Source organism: Paraburkholderia sp. HD33-4 (assembly GCF_021390635.1).
GTDB lineage: Bacteria > Pseudomonadota > Gammaproteobacteria > Burkholderiales > Burkholderiaceae > Paraburkholderia.
In genome coordinates, this window is sequence record NZ_JAJEJS010000002.1 from 2,647,539 (window position 1) to 2,667,096 (window position 19,558).

Below are 19,558 nucleotides of genomic sequence, written 5' to 3' on the forward strand. Positions count from 1 at the left end.
CACCATCATTAGCCGAGGCTGCCCGTCACATCGTCGAACAACTCATCGACCGACAAACGATGCGGCAGGATCTTCTGATCGAGCGCCCAGTCGATCGCCAGTTGCAGCCCCTTGCGGTTCTGTTCGAGGCCGATCGGCGGAAACACGGCGGGAGGGCCGCCCTCGGTTTGCGCGCGGCTCTCGACGATCATCCGGTACAACTCGCGCACGACGTCCGGCCGCTTCTTCGACAGATCCTGGTGCACGACGAACATGTGATTGACCGGCACCACGCCTTCGCGCGCGAACCATGCCTTTGCCGCGTTCTGCGCATCGGGAACCAGCGTGCGCACGCGCTCGTCCTTCGGCATGTCTTCGCCGAGCAGCGCGGCGGTAAGCTCGCCGTTCATCATCATGTCTGGGATCGACGAACCGGCGGGCAAGCGCACGCAGTTGTTCGGATCGCGATACTCGGCGAGGTGGCCGTCGCCGAGCGTCATCCACGTGACCTTGTCGAGATCGACGCCGTATTCGTGGCGCAGAATGCCGCGAATCCACAGCGCGGTGGTCTGCGTATAGGTCCGCACGCCGACCTTCTTGCCTTCGACGTCCTTCGGATCGAGATGCCCGAAGTCGATATTGAAGCCCGCGCAATGATGCTGGAAGCGGCCGGAGATCGGCGTCGGCAGCAGCACATAGGGCTTGCCGTAGGCCTTGGCCTGCAGGAACGTGACGATCGCGAGCTCACCCGCGTCGAACTGGCTTTCGCGCACCATCGCCTTGAAGCCATTGTGCGCGGGCGTCGGTCCGCAGAAGTCGAGCGTGACGAGATCCGAGCGCACGCGCCCGTCTCTCAACGCCTTCGTCACCGGATAGACGGCCAGATTGGTGCGCAGCGTCGGCACCGCCGTTTGCGTCGTCGTCATGAATGTCGGTCCTTATGCTTGAACGAAATTACAGTCTCACTTCGATGAGACACGGGCCGGCCGCATGCACGGAATCGGCCATGGCCTTGTGAAATCCTTCGGCGGTATCGACGGCGACGGCGGGCACTCCCATGCTCTTCGCCATCGCGAGCCAGTCGATGCGCGGACGATCGATATCGATCATCGCAAGCGCGCGCTCGCCCGGCGCGCCGGCGCCCATGTTCGCGTACTCGGCCTTCAGAATCGCGTAGCTGTTGTTGGCGAAGATGATCGTCGTGATGTTCAGACCTTCGCGCGCCTGGGTCCACAGCGACTGGATCGTGTACATCGCGCTGCCGTCGCCGACCATGCAGAACACGCGGCGTTCGGGGCACGCCAGCGCCGCGCCGGTCGCCACCGGCGTGCCGTAGCCGATCGAGCCGCCCATGTTGTTGATCAGGTCGTGACGCGCGGCGCCGACGGTCAGACCCATCGTTTCGCGGCCGGTGGTGAGCGATTCGTCGACGAGGATGCAGTCTTCCGGCAACGCGGCGGCAAGCGCCTGCGCGATGCTCGCGGGGTTCAGCGCGCCGCTGGGCGCGCTGGTGTCCGCGCGCTGCTGCCGCACGGGCTGCGTGAGCGTCGCGCCGAGTGCCTCGACCAGCATGTCGAGTGCGGCCGTGCCGTCCTCGCCGACTTCCGCGAGCGCATGCACGCTCGTGCCGGCGGACTTGAGCAGGCTCGGTTTGTCCGGGTAACTGAAGAACGCGACCGGCTCGGTCGTCTCGACCGTGATGATGTGGCGAAAGCCCTGCAGGTAATCGACCGCCGCGTTCACCGCGTACGGAATCCGTTCGAGCGTCACCCGTCCCGCGCCGCGTTCAATCCGCGCGCTGAAGAACTGCGTCGCGAGACGGCAGCCGCTCGCCGCCTTCAGCTTGCCCGCGAGTTCGAGAGCGCGGCCGCGCGTCGAGCGACCGGCCAGCACGATCAGCGTCGGCTCGCCCGAGCGCAGCACCTTCGCGATGTGATCGATGCGCGCGGCGTCCGGCGCTTTCGGCTGCGCGAGCGCCAACGCCGGCAGCGGGGCAGGTTCGCCCGCGTCCTGCCACGACGCATCGCCGGGCAGGATCAGCGTGGCGATTTGCCCCGGATACTCGCGCGCTTTGCTCACCGCCGCCGCGACGTCCCATACGACCGCGCGGGGCGATTCGACGCGGCGCACCCAGTGACTGAGCGGCCGGGCAAGGCCTTCGATATCGGACATCAACGGCGGATCGTATTTCAGATGCGCGGCCGAATGCTCGCCGACGATATTGACCATGCCCGACGATGCGCGTTTGGCATTGTGAATATTGGCCAGTCCATTCGCGAGACCCGGGCCGAGATGCAGCAGCGTCGACGCGGGCGTGTCCTTCATCCGGTAATAGCCGTCAGCGGCACCCGTGCACACGCCTTCGAAAAGACACAGCACGCTGCGCATGCGCGGATTTTCGAGCGCCTTCAGAAAGTGCATCTCCGAGGTGCCCGGATTCGCGAAACAGATGTCGACGCCATGACCGGTCAGCGTATCGACGAGGCTTTCGGCTCCGTTCATTCAATACCCCGCCATCTCGCGCGCCGAGCCGACCACGCCATAGCTGCGCGTCGGCGCCGACATCAGGAAGCGGTAGCCCTCTTCGATCAGCCGCTTGTGATTCTTCGCGTTCACGTGCGGATTGCCGACCACCACGTCGTGCTTACGGCAGGTGTCGACGATCTTGCGCATCGCGTCGGCCACGATCGGATGTTCGTAATCGCGCGGATGACCGAGCTCCTGACTCAGGTCGCCCTCGCCGATCAGAATGAAACCGATGCCCGGCACGTTCGACAGAATGTCGTCGAGATTTTCGATCGCCTCGGTGCTTTCGCACATCAGCCCGACGAGAATTTCTCCTTCCGGCGCGAGCGGCCACACGTCGGCCTTCCGGTAGTAGTCGGCCATGCTCAAGCCCCAGTAGCGCGCCGCGGTCGCGGGACCGTCGCCGCGCACGCCCTTCGGCTCATACAGCGGCGCGCTCTTAGGCCGCGCATAGCGGCACGATGCGACCGCGTTATAAGCCTGCTCGACCGTCGCAACGTGCGGCCACACCACGCCATAAACACCGCGGTCGAGCACCTGCTTCGCGAACGCCTGGTTCATCTCGGCGCCATTGGCCGGAATCCGCGCGATCGGCGTCACGCGCGGCGCGACCGAAGCGGATTCGACGATCGCCTTGCGGTTGAGCATGTACTGCAACGCGTCGCCAAGTGCCGACACGTCGTACGGGTTGTGCTCCATTTCGAACACGATGCCGTCATAGGGTGCGTCGCTCATCTCGATCGCGGTTTGCTTGTCGAGCTTCGAAAATGCGGTGAATGCGGGCTTGCCTGATTCGAACGCGCGAATGATGCCGTTGAGACGGTTATCGCTCATGGTCTTGCTCTCTCGTGAACTCGTGAATTAGCGGGTGAAGCTGGATCAGTCGGCGGCTTTCCAGTACATGAAGCCCATGCCTTCGCCGGTGCCCGCGGGCGTGCGCCAGCACGGCACGTAGTCGACCAGCGTCATTTCGGCGCCGGTCTCCTGCACCGCCTTCATCACGCTGACGTACAGCTTGATTTCCGACGTGCCGGACTGATACGACCGGTTGTCCACCGCCGCGAGGCCGTCGTAGTCGTAGTCCGCCAGCATCTTCATGATGCGGTGATCGAACTCTTCGTCGTTGACGAAGTGCGACAGGCCGCCCGACGCGAAAATGCCCACCCGTACGTCGTCGGGCCATGCCTTGATCGCGTCGCGCAGCACACGGCCGAATTCGATGCAACGCGACATCGACGGCTGCGTAGGCGGATAGAAGCAGTTCATGATGACCGGCACGTGCGGTGGCGGGTTGTCGCCCATGATCTGGTGATACACGAAGCTGTACGCGTGCGGCACCACCGGGTATTCGGGCAGCGGTTTCATCCACACGTTGTCGGGCCACGCGAACAGATCGGTCAGATCGAAGCCTTCGTTCTGGAAATACTCGATCAGATAGGTCGCGAGCTTCGGATGGCAGTCGTGCGTCACGTGATGATCGGGCGCGTAGACCGAACGCTGCGGCGGACCGTTGTGCACTTGCGCGCCGCTATAGATCGCGATCGACGGCGAGAAGTCGGTGAAAATCTCTTTCTGATCCTTGCCGAGAATGATCGCGACGTCGATGTTCGCTTCGCGATACGCGGCCGCCATCGTGTCGAGCGCGCTACGGCAACGCGCGGCGCGCACGGTCCGCTCTTCGAGCGTCAGGTACTTCTCGAACGCGGCTTCCCGATGCGCTTCGAGCTCGGGGTATGTCCACGTGCGATTGCGATACCACAGTTCCGGGTTGTTGCGGTCACGCTCCCCGTTCTTGAGCCAGTCTTCCGGCGCCTGGCCCAGCATGCCGCTGTGCGGCACCGCCATCCCGAATACGATCTTCGCCATGTGTGTTTCTCAGTGAATTAATTTGTCCAGGCCGCCCTATGCCGGCCGTGCTGTGGGTATTCAGGCCTGTCGCAACGTGCCCGGTGCGTCGGTCACCTTGGGCGACCATTCAGGGCGATACAGGACGATCGTCGCCATCGCGCCGACTATCAGGAATCCGAGGATCACCATCATCGGCACCGTGTAGCTTCCGCTGACGTGCAGCAGCCACCCCGACAGACTCGCCGCCACACCGCCCGCGAGACTGGTCGCGAGTTGCTGAACCCCGGTGACCAGCCCGATCGCCTGCTTCGGAATCAACGTCAGGCGCGACAGCACCAGATTGTTCGCGGTGACGAAGCCCAGCAGCGACAGCGACAACACATTCCAGAACAGGGCCATCTGCAGCGTCGGTGCGTACGCGCCGAGCAATACGCTGCAGCCGCCAACGAACCCGGTCACCGTGAAGACCTTGCGGACCAGGATCGGATCCTTGCCCCGGGCGATGATCAGATCGGCAGCGGACCCCGCGAGAGCCGCGACGATCGCGATTCCAGCGAAACTGAAGAACGTGAAGAGTCCCGAGCGCGAAATCGACAGACCGCGTTGCTCGACCAGATATGCCGGCATCCACGTCATGCAGTAGAACGTGAAGTAGCCGTAGCAGAAGTTCGTGATCATGCCGCCCCACACGACCGGGCTCGACAGGATGTTGGCGAAGCTCACCGTGCGAGCGCGGCGGTTCGCCAGCGACAGGTCCGCCCTGGAAGGCAGGTCGTTGCGCACCAGCACCAGCCAGGGCGCGAGCCATAGCAACCCGGCGAGACCGGTCACGATGAACATCAGCTTCCACGAGTACGTGACGATGAACCAGGCTGCGATCGGCGCACCGAGCGCCGGGCCGAACTTGTTGCCCATTGCCAGCAGGCCGACGGCGAGGCCGTTCTGCCGTTCGTCGAAGTTATTGCGAATCCATCGATAGCTTGCGGGAATCACGATCGCCTCGGCTACGCCGATGATCAGACGCATCAGCACGAGTGCGCCGAGTGTGGTCACGAGACCCATCAACGTCGTGGCGATGCACCACAGCGCGAAGCTGATCGCATACGGCCATTTGACGCCGTAGCGGTCGGCGACCCAACCCATCGGCACCTGAAACAGGCCATACGACCAGAAGAACGCCGCGTTGATCCAGCCGCGATCGACATCCGTCAGCGCGAAGTGCCGAATGAAGTTCGCGTCCGCCAGCGTCGACGAAATGCTGGTGCGATCGACAAACGAAATCAGCACACCGATCGCAAGAAGCGCGAGCACGGCCCAGCGGCTCGCGATTCCTCGTCGTTCAGGTTTGCCTGTCTCCATCAGTTCGTTCTCTTCAGTTTGATTGAATGCTGCGTGCAGGCCGCCGCGAACCATGTTGCCGTTCGCGTTCGCGGCGGCCGCCCCGGATACCGCCGAACTTCAGGCGAGCGCCGGATAAAGCTGCCGCGCGGTCTTGCTGAAGATCCACTCGCGGTCTTCATCGCTGAGCGATGCGAGACCGGCCTGTGCGGTCGCGAGAATTTCCGCGAGCGTGCCCGGCGAGGTCGGATAGTTCGAGCCCCACGCCATCCGTTGCGCGCCGAATGCTTCGACCACACGCGGGAAGAACGTCTCGGCGCTCGCCCGCTCTATCTTCACGTCGCCGAAAATGCGCGGCGTCAGCTTCAGATAGATGTTCGCGAGCGACGCGAGATCGAACAGGCTCTGCGCCTTCGCATAGGGTACGCCGTCAGCGACCTCGGGGCGGCCGAGGTGATCGAGGATGATGCGCACGTTCGGGAAGCGCCGCGCGAGCGCGGTGACTTGCGGGAAGCCGATCGGGCCGGTCTGGATGCACATCGGCAAGCCGAGCTCGCCGCACAGCTCCCAGGCGGGAAACGACCGCGGGTCGTCCAGCTCGCTCGGGTCGAACTCCTTCGTGCTGCCGCCGGTGAACAGACGCAGGCCCGCGAGGCCGCGCTCGACCCATGCGCGGATGCGCGCCGGCGCGTCGGGGTCCAGCACATCGACCGAACCGACCGCGACCAGGCGGTCCGCGTATTGCGCGCAGCCGTCGACCACGTAGCTATTGTCGAAACCATATGTCGTCGACGAATGGACCACCGCTGCTTTGGCGACGCCTGCCGCGTCCATCGATGCGATCAGCGTCTCGACCGTGGTCGGCCGTTCCTTGGACCAGTCCGAGCGCTTGCCGAACAGCGGCGCGGGCGCGTAACGGTTTTCGTCGTCGGAAATGATGTGCGGGTGAATATCAACGATTGAGGAAGTCATGAATGCCTCGGTATCTTGCTCGTTACATGCGGCTCGCGCCGTTACTTGCCGCGCGCTTTCAGGCGCGCATCGAGACGCGGATAGACCCGCCGCGCGTTGCCTTCGAAGATCTTGTGGCGATCCTCGTCGCTCAATGCCGCGCAGCCGTCGATATAGCGCTTGGTGTCGTCGAAGTAATGACCGGTCGAAGGATCTTTGCCGCGCACCGCGCCGATCATCTCCGAGCCGAACAGCACGTTGTCGGCGGGGATCACCTTCGTCAGCAGCTCGACGCCCGGCTGGTGATACACGCACGAGTCGAAAAAGATATTGTTCAGCAAGCCTTCCAGCGGACGCTCGCGCATTTCGAGCGACATGCCGCGATAACGGCCCCAGTGATACGGCACCGCGCCGCCGCCGTGCGGAATCACGAGCCGCAACGTCGGGAAATCCTTGAACAGATCGGACTGCAGGATCTGCATGAACACCGACGTGTCCGCATTCAGATAGTGCGCGCCGGTGCCGTGGAAACACGGGTTGCACGACGCGGCGACGTGGATCATCGCCGGCACGTCGAGATCGACGAGCGCTTCGTACAGCGGATACCACTCGCGATCGGTCACCGGCTTGCCGGTCCAGTAGCCGCCGCTCGGGTCCGGATTCAGGTTGCAGCCGACGAAGCCGAGCTGCTCGACGCAGCGGCGCAATTCGGCGATCGAATTCGCGGGCGCGACGCCCGGCGATTGCGGCAACTGGCAGACCGGTGCGAAGTTGTCCGGGTAAAGCTCGGTCACTCGGTACACGAGGTCGTTGGACACTTCGGCCCACTCGAGGCTCGTGCGCTCGTTGCCGAGGTGGTGGCTCATCAGCCCGGCGATCGGCGAGAACAGCGTCAGGTCGCTCCCCCGCTCGCGCTGCAGTTTGAGCTGACCGTTGCCGATCGCTTCGCGAATCTCGTCGTCGCTGACCAGGGCGCCGTCACGCGAGGGCGCGTTGGCCGGGTCGTTCGCGAACTCGACCTGTTTGGCGCGCCAGGCGCGAAAGGAAGCCGGGACGGTCGTGAAATGACCGTGGCAATCGATAATCATGGTGTCTCCGTTCGAATCGTCGGGTCGGCGGTTAGCGCCCAGCAAGCAATCGGGTGGCTCAGCGCGCCAGCGGGTCGACGAACAACTCATCGATCGACATGCGGCGCGGCGTGAGGCCCTGCTTGAACGCGGTCGCTTCGAGCGTTTCGATCGTCTTCAGGTTTTCCGGCAGACCGTACGGCAGCGGATCGTGACCAACGATCTTGCACAGTTCGAGATACTTCTTGTCGCTCGCGCTGGTCGCTTCGCCGGCATCGAGACGCTCGAGCCATTCCTTCTTCGCCTGCGCGAACGCATCGAACAGCGACTTTGCAATCCACGGATGCTCGGCGAGCACCGAGTCCTTGACGACGATCGTGCCGTGCATCGGATAGACGCCGGTGCGTGCGTAGTATTCGGTTTCGAGTTCGGTCGCGTTCGGCAGCAGATCCGGATAGTCGGCCTCGACTTCCTGCCAGCCGCCCGTCGGCGCGCCGGTGCGGCCGATGCCCGCGGCGGCCGCAAAGCCGGCGGACAGTTCGCCCGATGCCATCATCTGCGCGAGCGAGCTACCTTGCGGCGCATGCACGACGTTCGACGGCAGCTTCAATTGCGTCACGTGTTCTTCGTCGTCGACGACCCACGTCACCTTCGACGAATCGAGCCCGAACTCGTCGATCAGCACCTGACGCGTCCACACGCCGGTCGTGACCGAATACGCACGCACGCCAACCTTCTTGCCTTCGAGGTCCTTCGGCGTGTTGATGCCCGCGTCAGGACGCACCAGCAGACCGGCGTGATGGAAACGCCGCACGACGAAGATCGGCAAGCCGACGAACGGCGCGCCATAAGCACGCGCGATGATGTAGGTGGTCGGGGCGAGTTCGCAAACGTCGAATTCGACGTCGCGCACCATGCGACGGAACGCGCCGATTTGCGGCTTGACGGTGACGAACTCGGCGTCGACGCCCTCGATGAGAATGGATCCGTTACGGATGGCCGACGTATGCGGATGCTCAGCGATCGCGATCTTGAGCGGGACTTTCTTGGTCAACATCCTCTCCTGTGGATTGATCGTCGCGGGCTGCGGGACAAGGTTTGCAGCGCGGGACGTGTCGTCTCGATGGCGTAAGAATATGGGAGGACGGGAGAGGCGTCCCTACACAAAAGAGAGATTCGATGGCACTTTTTGGTGAGGGCGCAGAGACGCGGGAAAAGCCGACGGGAGGGGTGTTGAGGGGAATGAAAGGAAGCCGATCGCTGGCGCACGCCGCGCTATCGGGTACGCCGAGCCTCGACAAAAGCCTCGACATAATGCAGCGCCTGTTCGCACTGCTCCGGTGTGAACGCGTGAATGCTCGCCGGAACAGGATCGAAGCCAAGCTCGGTTGCGACCCACCGGATCGCTTTCGCGCGGGCTTCGAACGCATTGACGCCATCGCGGCGCACCTTCCCGGCGACGAGCGGTTCGAGCGCATCGTGCAGCTTGCTCTTCGCCTCGCGCAACGTCGCGTCGGCGAGGCGGCCGAGCGGCAGGTTGTGTTTGCTGCGCGAATAAACACCGATCCACGCCTGACATGAAGTGCAGATCCACAGCGGCCCCTGATCGCTGCGATACGGGTAGGACTCTTCGCCGTAACGCGCGAGCAGCGCGCGGCTGCCGCAGTAGTCGCAAGACGGCTGCGGCAGTGCCTTGACGGGCTTGCCTACGCGCATGAGGCGTGCCCCCGGGAAAATTCGCAATACTTCATCGCATGGATCCGACAAGCGCAAACAGGTAGAGCCACACAGTTTAATGGAATGCCCGCCCCCGCAGGCAAGGCTCGCGACTACCCGGCCTGCCTTTGCGCGATCTCCATCACTACCCGACGCCGCGCGGCGAGGCCTTCGGCCGACCGTTCCCGGACCAGTTCCACCACCGCTTGCGGCGCCAGCGCCGGATCGCCCGCGTCGAACGGCGGCGCTGGCGCGTATTCGAGTTCGAGCTGGATCGCCTGCGCCTCATCGACGCCCGCCAGTTCAGCAGCCACGGTCAGGCCGAAATCGATGCCCGCCGTCACGCCGCCGCCCGTGATCAGATTGCCGTCGCGAACCACACGCGCATGCGTCGGTATCGCGCCGAGCGGTTCCAGCAGCGAGTGAAACGCCCAGTGAGTCGTCGCGCGACGCCCGCGCAGCAAACCGGCCGCGCCAAGCAGCAACGCGCCGGTGCAAACCGACGTCACGTAGCGCGCGCTCGCGGCCTGCCGGCGAACGAACTCGATCGTCTGCTCGTCCTGCAACAGGTCGGTCACTCCGCTTCCGCCCGGCACGCAGATTACGTCGAGCGGCGGGCAGCTTTCGTAGGTCGCGCTCGGCGTCAGCACGAGCCCGTTGCTCGACACCAAGGGCTCCCGTGTCTTCCAGACCAGATGCATCGTGGCGCCCGGCAACGACGCGAGCACGTCGTGCGGGCCGGTCAGATCGAGCTGCTGTACTTTCGGAAACACCAGAAAACCGATTTGCAGGTTCATAGGGATGCCTTATCAAAGAGGAAATCGAAACACGCCATCTGCCATTTCTTCCAGGTGGACGGATCGATTCTATGCGCGTAGTCTTTGGCAAGACTGCCATTGTCCCCTTGATTTCTGCCATACCTCTGCCATACCTCTGCCATACCTTTTCGCAGCAACGACACTACACACCACATGTCTAGCGCTCCCCGCTCCATCGTGCTGCTCGCCTTCCCTAACATGCAACTGCTCGACGTCAGCGGTCCGCTGCAGGTATTCGCGTCCGCCAATGAACTCGTCGCGCAGCGCGGTCTCGAGCAACTCTACGCGCCACGCGTCATGGCGGCCGTTGCCGGGCCCGTCACTTCGTCGTCGGGACTAGCGGTGCTTGCCGGTTCGCTACGCTCGGCGAAGGCACCGGTCGATACGCTGATCGTTCCGGGCGGCTGGGGAATTCGCGAGGCCTCGGCCGATCAGCGTCTGATCCGCTGGACGCAACGCCACGCGCCGCAGTGCAGACGCGTCGCCTCGGTCTGCTCGGGCGCGTTCCTGCTCGCCGAGGCAGGACTGCTCGACGGCCGGCGCGTCGCCACGCATTGGGGGCGTTGCGACGAACTCGCGCAGGCGTATCCGCAACTGCAAGTCGAAGCCGATCCGATCTTCATTCGCGACGGCGATATCTGGACGTCGGCGGGCGTCACCGCCGGCATCGACCTCGCGCTGGCGATGCTCGAAGAAGATCATGGGCGCGCGTTGGCGCTCGACGTCGCGCGCGAGCTCGTCGTGTTTCTGAAGCGGCCGGGCGGTCAGTCGCAGTTCAGCACGACGCTATCGCTGCAACATGCCGACGACCGTTTCGGCGAATTGCATGCATGGATGACGTCGCATCTCGCATCCGACCTGTCGGTGCCCGCGCTCGCGGCACGGCTTCACATGAGCGAGCGCAGCTTCATGCGCCACTACAAGGCGCAAACGGGCCGCACGCCCGCCCGCGCGGTCGAGCAGTTGCGCATCGAAGCGGCGCAGCGCTTGCTGAGCGAGACCTCCTGGTCGATCAAACGGATCGCGGCGCGATGTGGATTCGGCAGCGAGGAAACGATGCGCTGCAGCTTCGTGCGTCAGCTGCGGGTGGCGCCGCAGATGTACCGCGAGCGCTTTTCGTCGACGTGACATGCGCGGCCGGCGCACCCGCTCGACATCACTCAGTAGCGACGTTTGACGATCAGCGTCGCACCCGTATCGTGAGAATGCAGAACCGCGACGCGCGCGGTGCCGGAGAACACCCAATCGTCGACCGTCAAGGACAAGCGTCGCTGCGGTGACTGACCAATCGACAACGATGAACCGTTCAGCTGAACGATGGACAATTGCGGCGCGGTAGATGCACCCAGACCCAGAGGATTCGCAGCATCCTGCACGGCCGCCTTTGCGCCTGGTTCGGACGCCGGTGCGAACTCCGGTCCGGACGACGCCAGTGCCTTCGAGGTACCGAGCCGGACATCGCGCGTCACGTCCACGCTATAGTAATTCTCCATTTGCGGATGGAGCGGCTTGCCTCGATCTCCCTGATACTCCATCGCATAGTGCTGCTGCCGCTGCTGCTCGAAGTAGCGCCGAGGCTCGGGAATGGGCGGCACGACTTCGACGGGTGACGCGACGATGTTGGCGACCATCATCGCTTGCGGCACTTCGCCGAGGGGGCCGTCCGCAAACGCGTAGCCGCTCATCACGACGAGTACCACCCCGACAATCCTCTCGTTTTGGCACGTCATCGGCATGCCTCCAGTGAAGGAATTGAAACGTCATATGACACAGCGCTCCAGTCGAACCGAGCGCTTTGCAGCGTCGCTTGCATTCAGACATTGTAGTCAGTCATTTGCGTAGCGGTAGGTCAATGTGTGAGGTAAGCCGCGTGTCTGGCGATCGCGTGCGCTATCGCGGCTCAACGCTGGAGTCGAGGCCGAAGTGGAACGATTGAGAATGATTCCTGGAAACGCTCTCAGCCATCGAAGGCCGGCAGAAGCTTCTGGCGCAAGCCACGCGAGTCGGCCGATCCCGGCAATTCCTGCGAGGTTTCACATGCAACCACTCAGTTCGAGCGGATACCTGCACCTTCAACCGTTGCAGCGTCAACGTTCGCGCTAGCGGTCGTCAGTCGACCCGTGTTGGCCGGCCATTGAATGCCGGCACGATCAGCAAAACGATCGTTTGAATGCGCTTTCGCCAGGCGCGCGGCCATGCGAGAACGGCGTCGGGCATGAAGCGCGCGACGAGCAGCAGCAATGCAAGCAGCGCTGGACACCAGCGCAGATCGGTCGGCACGGGTTCGCGATGGGCGAAGCGTGCATCGAGCAGCGCATCGCCGAACGACGTTACATTCAGCAGGCGCCGATAGTCGAGGCCAGTCTGCCCAGCCACCGACGCCAGGTACTCGCCGCGCAATTCCGACAGCTCCTCGTGCGTTGGCGCCGCCACACCCGAGCCGGGCGTAGACGGCACCTGGATCACGTCGTCGGCCTGCCAGTAGCCGAGCCGGTTGCCGTCGGCGTCGGTCTTCGGAATGGCCGCTGGCTGGTCGCCGCCGACGCCGATGAGCCAGCCCCTGATGCGCGCTGCATTGATGCCTTCCATCAGCGGGCGCGTCACCGGCGGCGCCTCCTGGCCATCGGTGACGAACGCGATGGCCGCGCCGCGCACCTGCTGCGCGACGCGCACCGCCGAATACACACCGCCCTCGGCAATGCGGCTCCAGTTGGTCCAGCGCATGCGCCCGTCGATGCCGTCGAGCGACACCAGCAGCGCGTCGTAGTTGCCGCAGACTTCGACCGGCGCCATCAGCAGCAACACCCGCTGCCCCGTGAACACGCTCCAGCCCACCTTCGAGCCGCACGGCAAGCGCCCGAGCGCGTCACGCATCGTGGCCTGCGCGAACTTGAGCCGGCTGACCGGGACGCCGTCGAGCACCACGTCCTCGACATCCATGCTTTGCGTGATGTCGAACGTCACGATGTAGTTAAACGTGTTGCGCGGCAAAGTGACGTCCGGCATCGCGACCGCCGCGATCAACGCGACGAGCGCGAGCGGCGTCAACGCGTGACGCAACCATCCGAAGCCGCGCTCGCGCCGAACGCCGCTCATGGCAAGTCCTGACTCTGCGCGTCGCGCACGGTGACGTTGTGCTGCTCTTTCACATCGGGCCCGGCGAGCGCGGACGGCGTTTCCGGCGCAAGCCACAACGCGCGCTCGAGGTTGTAGCGCGCGTCCCAATCGTCGGGCGCCGCGCGCAGCGCGAGCCGGTAGCGCGCCTTGGCCTCGCCGATCATCGGCAGGGACCGGACCGTCTGCGCCGTGTCGCCGCTGCCTTCGCGCAGGTACAGGTTGCCGAGATCGAACAGCGCCGCGCGGCCGACTTCATCCGGCGGGCTGCCCTCCGGGATCAGACCGTTGTAGAGCCGCGCCGCCGCGTCGTAGGCGCCCGCTTTCGACAGCGCTATCGCGCGGGCCAGTTGAACCTCGCGCGCGTCGTCGTCGGCGGGCTGGCCGCGCGCAGCGGCATTGGTCGAGACAATCGCCTGATCGACGCGCTCCGCGTGCTGCAGACGAACGAAGCCATAGCCGGCCCACGCGGCGCAGCAGATCGCCACGGTGCCGAACAGCGTGTGGATCAGTGTGCGCTTCATGCCCAGCTCCTGACCTGCAACTGGTGCAGCAGTACCAGCAGCGCCGAACAGAACAGCGCGAGCGCGAAACAGTACGGACTCAGGTCCTGGCGAGGCAGATGCTCAATGAACGTCGTCGTCTTGTTCTGCTGCCGGTTGATCTCCGCGATCGCCGCCATCATCCCCTTCGGGTCTTCGGCCTGAAACAACCTGTAAGGCGTCCTGAGCGTCAGAAAGAAGCGATGCAGTAGGGCTTCGGCCGAGGCGCCACTGACGGGCAGCGTCGCGTTCAGATCGGGACTGAAGACGCTGCTGCGCAAATAGATGAAGTACAGCGCGATCCCGTCGCGTTGCAGTCCTGCCTCGATGCGCCGTTGCATCGCTTCGGTGAGCAACGCGCCGCCATCGGAGACGAGCACGATCGCGCGGCGGCCCGACGACAAACGCCCGTCGAACTGCGCGATCGCCGCGAGCATGCCACGATCGAGCTCGGTGTCCGGCATGCCGCGACCGATCGCCGTGGCCGCAACCGCGGCCTCGATCATGCGATGGTTGTACGTGAACGGCATCGCCAGCACGGGGTTGGTGCCGAACATCATGAACGCGAGCCGGTCGTTCGGCCGCTGCTCGACGAAGCGCGTCAACGCGGCGCGCGCCACGAGGTTCTTGGAGTCGCCGCGCGGCGCCTCGACGCCCTTGCTGCCCATCGGCTCGTCCATGCTCTGGCTGCGGTCCATCAGGATCAGGATCTGCGCGCCGCTGCCGGTGCGCAGCACCTGCAACTGCGAGCGCCCCGGCCCGGCCAGCCCGACGACGAGCGCCGCGATCGCCAGCACGGCGCTACCGCGTGCGAGCCAGCCGGCCGCGCGCCCGAGATCGTCGGCGGGCAGCCACGCGACGCTCGAAAACACCAGCGTGTCGCTGCGCCGCCGCAGCAGCGGCAGCGCGGCGAGCGGCAGCAGCACCAGCATCCACGGAAAGGCGAAATCGAGGTTCATGGTCATCGCTGATGGCGCCTTTCCGCCCGATACAACGCACGGCACAGCGCGTGCAACGAAAGCTCGCCCTGATACTCGACGGCATGCGGCGCCGGCGTGAAGAAACGCTCGGCCGACGCCTGATAGAAACGTTCGAGCTGCTCGCGCAGCGGTTGCAGATACGGCGCGCGCGCCAGCAACGCGGATAGCGAAGCCGCATGCACGACCTGGCCGGCGGTTTCGTTCAGCGCGCGATGCAGGCACACCCACGCATCGCTCGATGAAGCGGCGGGCGCCTCCGGCAACCGCTGCATCTGCCGCCATGCACGCGCGAACGGTAGCCGCGCCGACTCGCGCTGGTTGCGCGCCCACCACCAGCTTGCCCACACGAGCAGCGTCGCGAGCAGCAGGCCGAGCGCCCACGCGATCTGCCGACGCCAGCCGGCCGTCCCCAGCATCGGGGCCTGACGATCGGGCCGCAGCGGCTGCAGGTCCCCTGCGGCGAACGCCGTTTGCGGCGTCAACGGTCCGATGCTCGCCGGCCATTCGGCGATCTGCAATTGCGTGCCCGCCGCCGACGTCAACGTCAACGCGGGCAACGTGATCTGCGTGAGCGTCTGCGGCGCGTTGACGACCTGGTACGCGATCACCATCCACTTGCGGCCATTGGCATCGGTTTCGAGCGTCACGGGCCGGCGTTCGAGCCACACGCCCGTGCGTCCGATCGAAGGCGCCGCAACCGCGCCGATGTCGCGACCGTCGGCCTCCAGCAGCACGCGCTGCGTCAGCACATCGCCGAGCACGTAGCCGAACGCGCGCGGCTCCTGAACGAGCGGGGTCACCACGGCGGCGCTGGCCATCGCGCACGCGCCGCCGCATAGCGACGCGATCAGCACCGGCATCGCCGCTCGACGCGCGACGCCACCGCGCCCACCGCGCGCGCTCATGCCGTCACCTCCAGAAAGTAGCGCGACATCGCTTCCGGATCGAACGCGCCTTCGACATAGAACGGCCGAATGCCGCGCACGCCGAACACCGCGGCGAGTTCGTCGCGACGGCGCGCGACGCCTTCACGCCAACGCTCGCGCACGCCGCGGGAGAGCCACACGCGACGCTCCTCGCCGGTCTCCGCATCGTTGACGGCCAGCAGCGACGCGTGGTGCGGCGGCGTGATCTCGGCCGCGTCCCACACCACCATCGGCACCACGCACGCATGCACCAGCATGTCGAGTACCGGCGACAGTCGCGCCAGCGGCCAGTGGAAATCGGACACGACGAACACGAGCGCCTGGCGTCCGGCGAGACGGATCGCGCAACGCCGCAATCCTTCGACGGCCGCGTGACCGGCGTGGCGTTCGGGCTGGCGTTCGGGCTGGCGATCGGGCTGGCTTCGGGCCTCACGTTCACCGTGACGTTCGGCCCGACGATCAGCCGCACGCCCAGCCCTGTCACCCGCGCATTCGCGCAGCATGCTCGCGAGCAGCGAGCCGGTGCCCCGCCCCGTGCGCGCCGGCATGAACAGGTCGTCGCGTTCGCCGCTGTCGAAGGCCAGCATGCCGAGCCGGTCGCCGACCCGGAACGCGCTATGGCCGAGCGCTTCGACGAAATCAGCGGCAACCTCCAGCTTCGTTCTGCGGGTGCCAAATTGCATCGACGCCGACACATCGACGATCACGATCACCGGCACCGCGACGCGCTGCAAATGCACGCGCACGAGCCACTCGTCGCGCGCCGAGCGCAAGCTCGCCCGCAGGTCGAGACGACGCGGATCCGGATAGTCGAACAGCCGGCCGTGCATCGCGAACTGCTGGCCCGAGCCGAAGCTCGAGCCCGGATGCGAGCCGGGCCGCGCGCCGGCCGCGCGCATCGGCAGGCGATAGTGGAATTCGGCGATGCCGTTCATCGTGGTGCGCGCGCCGGCGTTCAGCGAGGCACGGCGACGTTCGCGACGATCCGCGCGATCAGCGCTTCGGCCAGCTCCTGACGGCGCAGCTCGTAGATCGGCGTGAAGAACACGCGATGACCCAGCGCCGGCAAAAGCACTTCGTGGATATCCTCCGGAATCAGATGCGTGCGTCCCGCGAGCCAGGCGACCACGCGCGCGGCCCGCAACAGCGCGCTCATGCCGCGCGGACTCGCGCCCGCGAGAATCAGCTGCTGCATGTCGACGCCGTCGAGCGCGATGCCGAAGTGCGCCGGCGTTTCGGTCGCCTGCCAGATGTCGTGCACGTAGCGCTCGATCGTCTCGCTCGCCTGCACACCCTGCTGGATCGCCGCGCCGATCCGGTTCAACTGTTCCCACGGCACGATCGACGGTGTCAGTTGCGCGAGCAGGCCGTCGACGTCATGGAACCTCGTGTCGAAGACGAGGCTTCGGCGCGCTTCCTCGTCGGTCGGCGTCGGCATGTTCAGCTCGAACAGGAAGCGGTCGCGCGCCGCCGACGCGAGCTCGAAGGTCTCTTCCTTCTCGACCTTGTTGCGGTCGGCGTACACGGTCATATGAGGAAAGCGGTGCTCGCGGCCGAACGCCCACACGGAACGCTCGGCCATCGCGCGCAGCAGCAGCGATTGCACCTGCGGGCGCGCGCGATTGATCTCGTTGAAGAAGAAGGTGGTCAGTTGTTCGCCGTGGCGCAAGAGCGGGCCCGGCTCGATGCGCGGCTTGCCGTCGGCATCGACGTAGGTGTGGTAGACGAGGTCGCCCGGCATCAGATCGATCGTGCCTTCGACGCGCTCGAAGTCGCCGCCGACCACGCGCGCGAATGCTCGCAACACGGTCGTCTTGCCGACTCCGACGCCGCCTTCGAGCAGCACGTGGCCGCGCGCGAACAGCGCGACGTTGATGAGCCTCAGCGTTTGCTGCTGTCCGACGACGACTCTCGCGACTTCGTTTTCGATCTGCTGGGCGTGAGAGCGCCAGTCCTGAAGCTGCTCGCCAGAATCCATCGCTGCGATCCCCTTCCGTGGTGGCCGGCGTTTATTTGCGCGACGCTCGAACGTCGACGCGCTTCAAGACTCGCCAGCCTTCCGTTCAAGCACGGTTTATGCCGATCGCGCGCACAGGATCCAGCAGTTAAATCGAATGCGAAAAGTTGGCAGCCTGTCACGGCGGCCGGGTACAGACTGTGCCATCGAAGATGTCTAAGACGCGCCGTTCACCAGCAAGCCGACGAGCGCCATCGCACCGCGCCGCCACGACAGATCGGTATTGCCGCGGATGTCGACCGAGCGCTGGAACAACGTCTTGCCGCTCGCGACGTCTTCTACACGCAGGTTCAGATTGAGAATCAGGTTGCTGACTTTCTGCACCCAGCAGACGCCCACCTGCTCGACGCCCAGCGAACGGCCAACCTGCCGCGCGCAGCCCTCGCAGGTCGTCAGGTCTTGCGCGGCGCCGAGCCGCGCGATCAGATCGGACGCGCGGGCGTTGTCGGCGACGCGGTAACGCTCGCTCGCATCGAGCTGCGCGCGCACCGTATCGCTGACCATCTCGATGCGTGCCGCTTGCGCGCGGTTGGTTTCGGCATCGTTGTAGGCGGCGTTATCGTCGATCAGGCCGCAGTTCAGCACCGCGATCGTCACCGGCTGGGCGCGCGCCGCCACGATGCCCATCACGAAGAAACCGGCAAAGCCCACGCAGAACACGGTCGCGCACAGCACAGCCGCGCGACGCACGAACGCGGCGATGCGAAGCGAAAGCCGGGCACGCATGACGCTACCGCTCCGCGCCGACCGACGGTTTCGCAAACACCCCCGCAAACTGCGCATATTCCTGCTCCAGATGCACCGCCGCATGCTCGAGCAGAAACTGCCGGAACATCATGCTGGTCGGCGAAAGCTGCTTCGAGCGCAGATGCACGATCTGCCACGTGCGTTCGATCGGCGTGCCGTTCACGTCGAGCAGCGCAATCTCGCCGGTGCGCAACTCCAGCTGCAACGTATGCAGCGAGATCAGACTCACGCCCATGCCCGCCATCACCGCCTGCTTGATCGTTTCGTTACTGCCGAGCGTGACGGTTTTCACGGGTGTGAACAGATGCTGCCGGAACATCGCCTCGGCGGCCATGCGCGTACCCGAGCCCGGCTCGCGCAGCAGGAATGTGTCGTTGCGCAACTCCTGCAGATCGAAGCGGCGCGCGCCGCACAGCGGATGATGCACCGGCGCGATCACCACCTGGGGATGATTCGCGAGCGGCTCGGCCGTGGTATCGAGTTCGGGCGGCGGGCGCCCCATGATCGCGAGATCGATCGCGTTGTCCTGCAACAGACGCAGCAACGCGTCGCGATTGCCGACCGAGAAGTGCACGTCGACCTTCGGGTACAGGTGCGAGTACATCGCCAGCAGTTTCGGCGCGAAGTAAGTCGCCGAGCTGACGATGCCGACGTTGATCGAGCCGCTGTCGGCCTGCTTCAGCGACATCATCGCGTCTTCCGTGTCCTTGATTTCACCGAGAATGCGGCTCGCGTGATGGGTCAGCACCTCGCCCGCTTCGGTCAGCGTGAGCTTGCGCGCGACGCGCTCGAACAGCCGCAGGCCGACCGCGTCTTCGAGCTGATGAATCTGCATCGACACCGCCGGCTGAGTCAGATGCAGTTCCTCGGCCGCGCGCGCGAAACTCGTATAGCGGCTCGCGACGACGAAGATCTGCAACTGCCGCAGGGTCAGCGTGCGAACGAAATTCAGCTTGACCCGGTTCGTCGCGAAGCTCGCGTTCTGCATT

The 19,558-nt window shown here is 65.2% G+C and carries 20 protein-coding genes; 1 reads left to right on the forward strand and 19 read right to left on the reverse strand.

Annotated elements, in window-relative coordinates; all coding sequences use genetic code 11:
* Window positions 1-8: 8 nt before the first annotated feature.
* From L0U84_RS31905 to L0U84_RS31950, 10 genes are all read right to left on the reverse strand, one after another.
* Complete coding sequence (locus L0U84_RS31905; protein WP_233856038.1) at window positions 9-905, reverse strand: phosphate ABC transporter substrate-binding protein; 897 nt, start codon at window positions 903-905, stop codon at window positions 9-11.
* A 28-nt stretch (window positions 906-933) separates the two neighbouring features.
* A complete protein-coding gene (locus L0U84_RS31910) occupies window positions 934-2,481 on the reverse strand; it encodes an acetolactate synthase large subunit (RefSeq protein WP_233856039.1) in 1,548 nt (515 codons plus the stop codon).
* Window positions 2,482-3,339 (reverse strand): HpcH/HpaI aldolase family protein, encoded by an 858-nt coding sequence (locus L0U84_RS31915; protein WP_233856040.1) that lies wholly within the window; start codon window positions 3,337-3,339, stop codon window positions 2,482-2,484.
* Between the two features lie 45 nt (window positions 3,340-3,384).
* The gene (locus L0U84_RS31920) at window positions 3,385-4,371 is read right to left on the reverse strand and encodes a protocatechuate 3,4-dioxygenase (RefSeq protein ID WP_233856041.1); all 987 of its coding nucleotides are present in this window, start codon (window positions 4,369-4,371) and stop codon (window positions 3,385-3,387) included.
* 60 nt (window positions 4,372-4,431) lie between these two features.
* On the reverse strand, window positions 4,432-5,712 hold the full coding sequence (locus L0U84_RS31925; RefSeq protein ID WP_233856042.1) for an MFS transporter: 1,281 nt from the start codon (window positions 5,710-5,712) through the stop codon (window positions 4,432-4,434).
* A gap of 99 nt (window positions 5,713-5,811) precedes the next feature.
* Window positions 5,812-6,663: an amidohydrolase family protein gene (locus tag L0U84_RS31930; protein ID WP_233856043.1), complete on the reverse strand. Its 852-nt coding sequence runs from the start codon at window positions 6,661-6,663 to the stop codon at window positions 5,812-5,814.
* A 41-nt stretch (window positions 6,664-6,704) separates the two neighbouring features.
* Window positions 6,705-7,730 carry an amidohydrolase family protein gene (locus L0U84_RS31935; RefSeq protein ID WP_233856044.1) on the reverse strand — a complete coding sequence of 342 codons (1,026 nt, stop codon included), beginning with the start codon at window positions 7,728-7,730 and terminating at the stop codon, window positions 6,705-6,707.
* A gap of 58 nt (window positions 7,731-7,788) precedes the next feature.
* A complete protein-coding gene (locus L0U84_RS31940) occupies window positions 7,789-8,766 on the reverse strand; it encodes an ABC transporter substrate-binding protein (RefSeq protein ID WP_233856045.1) in 978 nt (325 codons plus the stop codon).
* Between the two features lie 218 nt (window positions 8,767-8,984).
* A complete protein-coding gene (locus tag L0U84_RS31945; protein ID WP_233856046.1) occupies window positions 8,985-9,425 on the reverse strand; it encodes a zinc-finger-containing protein in 441 nt (146 codons plus the stop codon).
* Window positions 9,426-9,538: 113 nt separating this feature from the next.
* Window positions 9,539-10,222: a DJ-1/PfpI family protein gene (locus L0U84_RS31950; protein WP_233856047.1), complete on the reverse strand. Its 684-nt coding sequence runs from the start codon at window positions 10,220-10,222 to the stop codon at window positions 9,539-9,541.
* 174 nt (window positions 10,223-10,396) lie between these two features.
* Between L0U84_RS31950 and L0U84_RS31955 the strand changes: the two genes are divergently transcribed.
* Entirely contained in the window at window positions 10,397-11,371 is a 975-nt protein-coding gene (locus L0U84_RS31955) for a GlxA family transcriptional regulator (RefSeq protein ID WP_233856048.1), read from the forward strand.
* Between the two features lie 32 nt (window positions 11,372-11,403).
* On the opposite strand, the gene L0U84_RS31960 is transcribed toward L0U84_RS31955, so the two are convergent.
* The 9 genes from L0U84_RS31960 to L0U84_RS32000 form a co-directional block, all read right to left on the reverse strand.
* Window positions 11,404-11,973 (reverse strand): hypothetical protein, encoded by a 570-nt coding sequence (locus tag L0U84_RS31960; RefSeq protein ID WP_233856049.1) that lies wholly within the window; start codon window positions 11,971-11,973, stop codon window positions 11,404-11,406.
* 379 nt (window positions 11,974-12,352) lie between these two features.
* Complete coding sequence (locus tag L0U84_RS31965) at window positions 12,353-13,339, reverse strand: MxaL protein (protein ID WP_233856050.1); 987 nt, start codon at window positions 13,337-13,339, stop codon at window positions 12,353-12,355.
* On the reverse strand, window positions 13,336-13,881 hold the full coding sequence (locus tag L0U84_RS31970; protein ID WP_233856051.1) for a tetratricopeptide repeat protein: 546 nt from the start codon (window positions 13,879-13,881) through the stop codon (window positions 13,336-13,338). Before L0U84_RS31970 ends, L0U84_RS31965 begins: the two co-directional genes overlap by 4 nt.
* Window positions 13,878-14,864, reverse strand: coding sequence for a vWA domain-containing protein (locus L0U84_RS31975; protein ID WP_233856052.1), 987 nt, complete (start codon window positions 14,862-14,864; stop codon window positions 13,878-13,880). Before L0U84_RS31975 ends, L0U84_RS31970 begins: the two co-directional genes overlap by 4 nt.
* Entirely contained in the window at window positions 14,861-15,784 is a 924-nt protein-coding gene (locus L0U84_RS31980) for a calcium incorporation protein MxaA (protein WP_233856053.1), read from the reverse strand. The genes L0U84_RS31975 and L0U84_RS31980 overlap by 4 nt, the downstream gene beginning before the upstream one ends.
* Window positions 15,781-16,740, reverse strand: coding sequence for a DUF58 domain-containing protein (locus tag L0U84_RS31985; protein ID WP_233856054.1), 960 nt, complete (start codon window positions 16,738-16,740; stop codon window positions 15,781-15,783). Before L0U84_RS31985 ends, L0U84_RS31980 begins: the two co-directional genes overlap by 4 nt.
* Before the next feature lie 20 nt (window positions 16,741-16,760).
* Window positions 16,761-17,783, reverse strand: coding sequence for an AAA family ATPase (locus L0U84_RS31990; protein ID WP_233856055.1), 1,023 nt, complete (start codon window positions 17,781-17,783; stop codon window positions 16,761-16,763).
* Between the two features lie 195 nt (window positions 17,784-17,978).
* Complete coding sequence (locus L0U84_RS31995; protein WP_233856056.1) at window positions 17,979-18,548, reverse strand: DUF3280 domain-containing protein; 570 nt, start codon at window positions 18,546-18,548, stop codon at window positions 17,979-17,981.
* 4 nt (window positions 18,549-18,552) lie between these two features.
* Window positions 18,553-19,557, reverse strand: a complete 1,005-nt coding sequence (locus L0U84_RS32000) for a LysR family transcriptional regulator (RefSeq protein ID WP_233856057.1) — start codon at window positions 19,555-19,557, stop codon at window positions 18,553-18,555.
* Window position 19,558: the final 1 nt, after the last annotated feature.

What these genes read in the sequence shown, in the direction of transcription:
- L0U84_RS31905 (WP_233856038.1), bottom strand. Translation starts at nt 905, where the DNA reads ATGACGACGACGCAAACGGCGGTGCCGACGCTGCGCACCAATCTGGCC.
- L0U84_RS31910 (WP_233856039.1), bottom strand. Translation starts at nt 2,481, where the DNA reads ATGAACGGAGCCGAAAGCCTCGTCGATACGCTGACCGGTCATGGCGTC.
- L0U84_RS31915 (WP_233856040.1), bottom strand. Translation starts at nt 3,339, where the DNA reads ATGAGCGATAACCGTCTCAACGGCATCATTCGCGCGTTCGAATCAGGC.
- L0U84_RS31920 (WP_233856041.1), bottom strand. Translation starts at nt 4,371, where the DNA reads ATGGCGAAGATCGTATTCGGGATGGCGGTGCCGCACAGCGGCATGCTG.
- L0U84_RS31925 (WP_233856042.1), bottom strand. Translation starts at nt 5,712, where the DNA reads ATGGAGACAGGCAAACCTGAACGACGAGGAATCGCGAGCCGCTGGGCC.
- L0U84_RS31930 (WP_233856043.1), bottom strand. Translation starts at nt 6,663, where the DNA reads ATGACTTCCTCAATCGTTGATATTCACCCGCACATCATTTCCGACGAC.
- L0U84_RS31935 (WP_233856044.1), bottom strand. Translation starts at nt 7,730, where the DNA reads ATGATTATCGATTGCCACGGTCATTTCACGACCGTCCCGGCTTCCTTT.
- L0U84_RS31940 (WP_233856045.1), bottom strand. Translation starts at nt 8,766, where the DNA reads ATGTTGACCAAGAAAGTCCCGCTCAAGATCGCGATCGCTGAGCATCCG.
- L0U84_RS31945 (WP_233856046.1), bottom strand. Translation starts at nt 9,425, where the DNA reads ATGCGCGTAGGCAAGCCCGTCAAGGCACTGCCGCAGCCGTCTTGCGAC.
- L0U84_RS31950 (WP_233856047.1), bottom strand. Translation starts at nt 10,222, where the DNA reads ATGAACCTGCAAATCGGTTTTCTGGTGTTTCCGAAAGTACAGCAGCTC.
- L0U84_RS31955 (WP_233856048.1), top strand. Translation starts at nt 10,397, where the DNA reads ATGTCTAGCGCTCCCCGCTCCATCGTGCTGCTCGCCTTCCCTAACATG.
- L0U84_RS31960 (WP_233856049.1), bottom strand. Translation starts at nt 11,973, where the DNA reads ATGACGTGCCAAAACGAGAGGATTGTCGGGGTGGTACTCGTCGTGATG.
- L0U84_RS31965 (WP_233856050.1), bottom strand. Translation starts at nt 13,339, where the DNA reads ATGAGCGGCGTTCGGCGCGAGCGCGGCTTCGGATGGTTGCGTCACGCG.
- L0U84_RS31970 (WP_233856051.1), bottom strand. Translation starts at nt 13,881, where the DNA reads ATGAAGCGCACACTGATCCACACGCTGTTCGGCACCGTGGCGATCTGC.
- L0U84_RS31975 (WP_233856052.1), bottom strand. Translation starts at nt 14,864, where the DNA reads ATGACCATGAACCTCGATTTCGCCTTTCCGTGGATGCTGGTGCTGCTG.
- L0U84_RS31980 (WP_233856053.1), bottom strand. Translation starts at nt 15,784, where the DNA reads ATGAGCGCGCGCGGTGGGCGCGGTGGCGTCGCGCGTCGAGCGGCGATG.
- L0U84_RS31985 (WP_233856054.1), bottom strand. Translation starts at nt 16,740, where the DNA reads ATGAACGGCATCGCCGAATTCCACTATCGCCTGCCGATGCGCGCGGCC.
- L0U84_RS31990 (WP_233856055.1), bottom strand. Translation starts at nt 17,783, where the DNA reads ATGGATTCTGGCGAGCAGCTTCAGGACTGGCGCTCTCACGCCCAGCAG.
- L0U84_RS31995 (WP_233856056.1), bottom strand. Translation starts at nt 18,548, where the DNA reads ATGCGTGCCCGGCTTTCGCTTCGCATCGCCGCGTTCGTGCGTCGCGCG.
- L0U84_RS32000 (WP_233856057.1), bottom strand. Translation starts at nt 19,557, where the DNA reads ATGCAGAACGCGAGCTTCGCGACGAACCGGGTCAAGCTGAATTTCGTT.